The organism is Mesorhizobium sp. M7A.F.Ca.CA.004.06.1.1 (assembly GCF_003999135.1).
Lineage (GTDB): Bacteria > Pseudomonadota > Alphaproteobacteria > Rhizobiales > Rhizobiaceae > Mesorhizobium.
This window is the reverse complement of record NZ_RZPQ01000531.1, coordinates 1-4,169: the sequence shown is the minus strand read 5'-3', so window position 1 is coordinate 4,169 and position 4,169 is coordinate 1. Positions and strand designations below refer to the sequence as shown.

The window sequence follows — 4,169 nt, the reverse complement described above, 5'->3', positions numbered from 1 at the left end:
GTGAGACGAAGCCCGCCAATCGATCCTTGGGTGACAGCAGAAATATTTTCCTGATCATAGGCGCGCAGGGCGGCCTCGAAGGCACGTGCCTTGGCATCCTTGGCGGGCGCCGGTGCTGCGATATCGCGCAGTCTGTTGAGTTCGTTGTCGTCGACCATGGTCACACTTCCCCGGCCGCGCGCATCAGCGTCTTCAGCCGTTTCTTCGCTTCATGGATGTGCCAGGAAACCGTCGTCTCCGAGATCGCCATCGCCTCGGCGGCGGCCGCGTGGCTCAATCCTTCGCCATAGACCAAAAGCACGGCGTCGCGCTGCTTGTCCGGCAGTTGCCGCACCGCGGTCCACAGCGCTTCGGCCGGATCCTCCGGTTCGACCGACGCCTCGCCTGAGATCAGTGCATGGACGCCATAGGCCTCGGTCTTCACGGTCTCGCGGGCGGACTTTCGCATCATGTCGCGCGCGGCGTTCAGGGTCACGGAATAGAGCCATGTGGTGAAAGCGCCGCCGCCGCGATAGTCGCGGATCGCCTTGCCGAGCCTGACGCAGACTTCCTGGGCGATGTCTTCGGCATCGGCCTTCCTGCCGCACCAGCGATAGGCAGCGCGATAGACGAAGTCATAGTGCCTTTCCAGCAATGTGCTGAAGGCCCCCCTGTCTCCGCCCTTCGCCCGCCCGATCAGTTCGGCGTCGGAGGCTTCGCTTTCATCCAGCATCATCGCCATCATTTGCCTGTTGGACGAAGGCTAATGGCTAATCCTTGGGCAATGGAAAGATTTTTTTGGAAACCGCCGGATCGTGACCGCCGGCACCCCGCTTGACACATCCATATCTCGGCGGTTATACGTCAATCAATAGCCACCGGGTTATCGATCCCAATGACGAACGCTCACGATATCCTCTTCAGAACGCTCTCCGATCCGACGCGTCGTGCGATCTTCGAGCGCCTGTGCCGACAAGGCGAGCAGACGGTCGGCGCCCTGACGGCTCAGTCGGGGGTCTCCCAACCTGCGGTGTCGAAGCATCTCGGCGTACTCAGGCAGGCCGGGCTGGTGCGCGACCGCCATCAAGGACGGCAGACCCATTATAGCGCCCAGATCGCAGCACTTTCCCCGCTGACCGACTGGACGAACCAGATGAATGCGTTCTGGCAGAGCCGGTTCGACGACCTCGAAAATTTGCTCAAAAGAATGGACCAATGACCAACATTGCGACCGAAACGCGCTCCGTCGTCGTCGAACGTGAGATCCCCTATCCGCCGGAAAAAATCTGGCGCGCGCTGACCCAACCGCATCTGATCGAGGAATGGCTGATGAAGAACGACTTCAAGCCAGTTGTGGACCACCGTTTCAATCTGCGAAAGGAAACGCAAACCGACGTGAGCATTGTTGTCGACTGTCAGGTAACAGCCGTCGAGCTGAACAAGACACTGTCCTACACGTGGCAGGCCTATGGCCTCGAGAGTGTCGTCACCTGGACCCTCATGCCGACCAGCACGGGCACCCGGTTGCGTATGGAACAGTCCGGCTTCCGGCCGGATCAGGAGCAGGCGTATCGGGGCGCGACGAGTGGGTGGCGGCAGTACTTTACAAATCTGGGTCAGGTCCTGGCGCGGATGGATTGAACCCGCCGACATGCGGATCACGGGTCCGCTTCGGTCTGTTTTGACAGGAGGAGCTATTGGACAGGAACAAGTGGGTTCGGCAAATTCATCGCTGGCTGTCGATTATGTTTACGCTGACCGTTGTCGCCAACTTCGCCACCATGGCATTCGGCCAGCCTCCCGCCTGGGTAGTCTATTCGCCGCTCCTGCCGCTCTTCCTGCTGCTGTTCAGCGGCCTGTACATGTTCGTGCTGCCCTATGCCGCCAGGGGCCGCGGCGCGCAGCGTGCCGGCGGATAGGAGTGGGTAGAATGACCAAGACGCAGGGTCAGTCGACCAAAGCGGCACCGGTCCTGCTCTCGGGTGGCAACCCGCAAATCGCCAAGGGCGACGGCGACGCTCCGGTGCAGGCCTACATCGCTGCAATGCCGGGCTGGAAGCGTGGCCTCGGCGAGCGGCTCGACGCGCTCATCGAACACAACGTGCCCGACGTGCGCAAGGCCGTGCGCTGGAACTCGCCCTTCTACGGCGTCGAGGGCCAAGGCTGGTTCGTGAGTTTCCATGTCTTCACCCACTATTTGAAAGTGACCTTCTTCAGCGGCACGTCGTTGCGGCCGATTCCGCCTGGCGGCACGGCCAAGAGCAAGGATGTGCGCTGGATCGACATCCGCGAAGACGATCCGTTCGATGAGGCGAGGATGGTGGAATGGATCAAGCAGGCCGCGGCCCTGCCCGGCTGGATCCCGTAATGACCGACTATGACAGAGGAAAAAGAGCCATGAAGATCAAGCTGACCAGCGTGTATGTGGACAACCAGGAAAACGCACTGCGCTTCTACACCGACGTGCTGGGCTTCACCAAAAAGGCCGATTTCAGCAACGGGCCTTATCGCTGGCTGACCGTGGCCTCGGCTGAAGAGCCTGATGGAACCGAGCTGCAACTCGCGCTCAACGACAACCCGGCCGCCAAGGCCTATCAGGAAGCCATCTTCAAGCAGGGCCAGCCCGCGGTCATGTTCTTCACCGACGACGTCAAGGGCGACTACGAGCGCATCAAGGCGAAGGGCGGTGCGTTTATCCAGCCGCCGACCGAGGCGACCGGTTCGACCATCGCCCAGTTGAACGACAGCTGCGGCAACCTCGTTCAGATCACCCAGCTGGCGCGCTGGTAACGGCGGCGGTTGAAACGGGTCGAGACACAGGAGACACCCAATGACCCCCTCGCAACATATCGACCAAATGATCGCCGGCCTCATCGATTGGCGCGGCGATACGCTCGCCGGCATCCGCAAGACCATCCTTGCAGCCGACCCGGACATCGTCGAGGAGTGGAAGTGGATGGGCAGCCCGGTATGGTGCCTCGATGGCAACATCGTGGTCGGCAACGCCCACAAGGACAAGGTGAAGCTGACCTTTTCCCATGGCGCCAGCCTGCCGGACCCCGACAATCTGTTCAACAATGGTTTTGGCGGCAAGGTGTGGCGGGCAATCGACATGTTCGAGGGCGACAGGCTCAATGAGGGCGCTTTAAAAGAGCTCGTCCGCGCAGCGATCGATTACAATCAGGCCAAAAAGAAGAAGAAAGCGGCTGCCGGGGCGAAGCCACAGACGCAAGTCTAGGCCGCCTGGCCTGCCACCCAGCCCGACGACCATGCCCACTGGAAATTATAGCCACCCAGCCAACCCGTGACATCGACGACTTCGCCGATGAAGAACAGGCCCGGCACGGATTTCGCCTGCATCGTCTTCTGGTCCAGCCCGTTGGTGTCGACCCCACCCAGCGTCACTTCGGCGGTGCGGTAGCCCTCTGAGCCGGCAGGCTTGATGCGCCAGTCATTGACTGCGGCAGCTATGGTTTTCATCTGGGCGTCGGAAAGATCAGCAAGGTTGCCGTCGATCCCGGTGCGCTCGGCGATCGACTGCGCAAGCCGCTTCGGCAGATGATTTGCCAGCACCGTTTGTGCCGCTTGCCGCCCATTGCTTCGCTTGGCCACCCGAATGAGGTCCGCCACGTCAACTGCCGGCAGCATGGCGATGCGGATTTCATCGCCCTCGCGCCAATAGGAAGAGATCTGCAGGATAGATGGCCCGCTGACGCCACGATGCGTGAACAGCATCGCTTCGGAGAACCGCGTCTTGCCGCAGGCGACTTCCGCGTCGACGACGTTGCCGGCCAGGGGCGCCAGCCGTTCGAGCGTGTTTACGTCGAAGGTCAGCGGCACCAGCGCCGGTCGCGTTTCGACAATGGCAAGGCCGAACCGTTCGGCAAGCTCATAGCCGAAACCGGTCGCCCCCATCTTGGGGATCGACTTGCCGCCGCAGGCCACCACCAGCGACTGGCAAGTAACCAAGCCTGTGGAGAGGGTGAGCGCAAACCCCTCCACGGTTTTGCGGACATCCTCAACGCTGGCCGAGAGCGCCAGCTCCACGCCCCTGCCCTGCATTTCCGAGACCAGCATGTCGATGATCTGGCGCGCCGAGCCGTCGCAAAACAGCTGCCCAAGCGTCTTCTCGTGATAGGCAATGCGTTGGCGTTCGACGAGGGCGATGAAATCGCGCTGCGTGTAGCGAC

General features: G+C 61.5%; 8 protein-coding genes. 6 read left to right on the top strand and 2 right to left on the bottom strand.

Features of this window, described 5'->3' with window-relative positions; all coding sequences use genetic code 11:
- Positions 1 to 160: 160 nt before the first annotated feature.
- Positions 161 to 721: an RNA polymerase sigma factor gene (locus EN906_RS25085; RefSeq protein ID WP_127271980.1), complete on the bottom strand. Its 561-nt coding sequence runs from the start codon at positions 719 to 721 to the stop codon at positions 161 to 163.
- Positions 722 to 874: 153 nt separating this feature from the next.
- Here EN906_RS25085 and EN906_RS25080 point away from each other — a divergent pair, with 153 nt between their 5' ends.
- The 6 genes from EN906_RS25080 to EN906_RS25055 are packed head-to-tail and all read left to right on the top strand — an operon-like array spanning position 875 to position 3,217.
- Positions 875 to 1,198 carry a metalloregulator ArsR/SmtB family transcription factor gene (locus EN906_RS25080; protein ID WP_127272723.1) on the top strand — a complete coding sequence of 108 codons (324 nt, stop codon included), beginning with the start codon at positions 875 to 877 and terminating at the stop codon, positions 1,196 to 1,198.
- A complete protein-coding gene (locus EN906_RS25075) occupies positions 1,195 to 1,620 on the top strand; it encodes an SRPBCC domain-containing protein (protein ID WP_127267745.1) in 426 nt (141 codons plus the stop codon). The genes EN906_RS25080 and EN906_RS25075 overlap by 4 nt, the downstream gene beginning before the upstream one ends.
- A gap of 56 nt (positions 1,621 to 1,676) precedes the next feature.
- A complete protein-coding gene (locus EN906_RS25070; protein ID WP_127267744.1) occupies positions 1,677 to 1,898 on the top strand; it encodes a hypothetical protein in 222 nt (73 codons plus the stop codon).
- 11 nt (positions 1,899 to 1,909) lie between these two features.
- Entirely contained in the window at positions 1,910 to 2,347 is a 438-nt protein-coding gene (locus EN906_RS25065; RefSeq protein WP_127267743.1) for a DUF1801 domain-containing protein, read from the top strand.
- Positions 2,348 to 2,376: 29 nt separating this feature from the next.
- Positions 2,377 to 2,769 carry a VOC family protein gene (locus tag EN906_RS25060; protein ID WP_127267742.1) on the top strand — a complete coding sequence of 131 codons (393 nt, stop codon included), beginning with the start codon at positions 2,377 to 2,379 and terminating at the stop codon, positions 2,767 to 2,769.
- Between the two features lie 40 nt (positions 2,770 to 2,809).
- The gene (locus EN906_RS25055) at positions 2,810 to 3,217 is read left to right on the top strand and encodes a DUF1801 domain-containing protein (protein WP_127267741.1); all 408 of its coding nucleotides are present in this window, start codon (positions 2,810 to 2,812) and stop codon (positions 3,215 to 3,217) included.
- Here the strand turns inward: EN906_RS25055 and EN906_RS25050 are convergent.
- The coding region (locus EN906_RS25050; protein ID WP_164777339.1) for an NAD(P)/FAD-dependent oxidoreductase at positions 3,214 to 4,169 on the bottom strand (956 nt) is incomplete at its 5' end. The genes EN906_RS25055 and EN906_RS25050 overlap by 4 nt on opposite strands.

Excerpts from the sequence above, each read along its gene's own strand:
- EN906_RS25080 (WP_127272723.1), top strand. The coding sequence starts at position 875 with ATGACGAACGCTCACGATATCCTCTTCAGAACGCTCTCCGATCCGACG.
- EN906_RS25065 (WP_127267743.1), top strand. The coding sequence starts at position 1,910 with ATGACCAAGACGCAGGGTCAGTCGACCAAAGCGGCACCGGTCCTGCTC.
- EN906_RS25085 (WP_127271980.1), bottom strand. The coding sequence starts at position 721 with ATGGCGATGATGCTGGATGAAAGCGAAGCCTCCGACGCCGAACTGATC.
- EN906_RS25060 (WP_127267742.1), top strand. The coding sequence starts at position 2,377 with ATGAAGATCAAGCTGACCAGCGTGTATGTGGACAACCAGGAAAACGCA.
- EN906_RS25055 (WP_127267741.1), top strand. The coding sequence starts at position 2,810 with ATGACCCCCTCGCAACATATCGACCAAATGATCGCCGGCCTCATCGAT.
- EN906_RS25075 (WP_127267745.1), top strand. The coding sequence starts at position 1,195 with ATGACCAACATTGCGACCGAAACGCGCTCCGTCGTCGTCGAACGTGAG.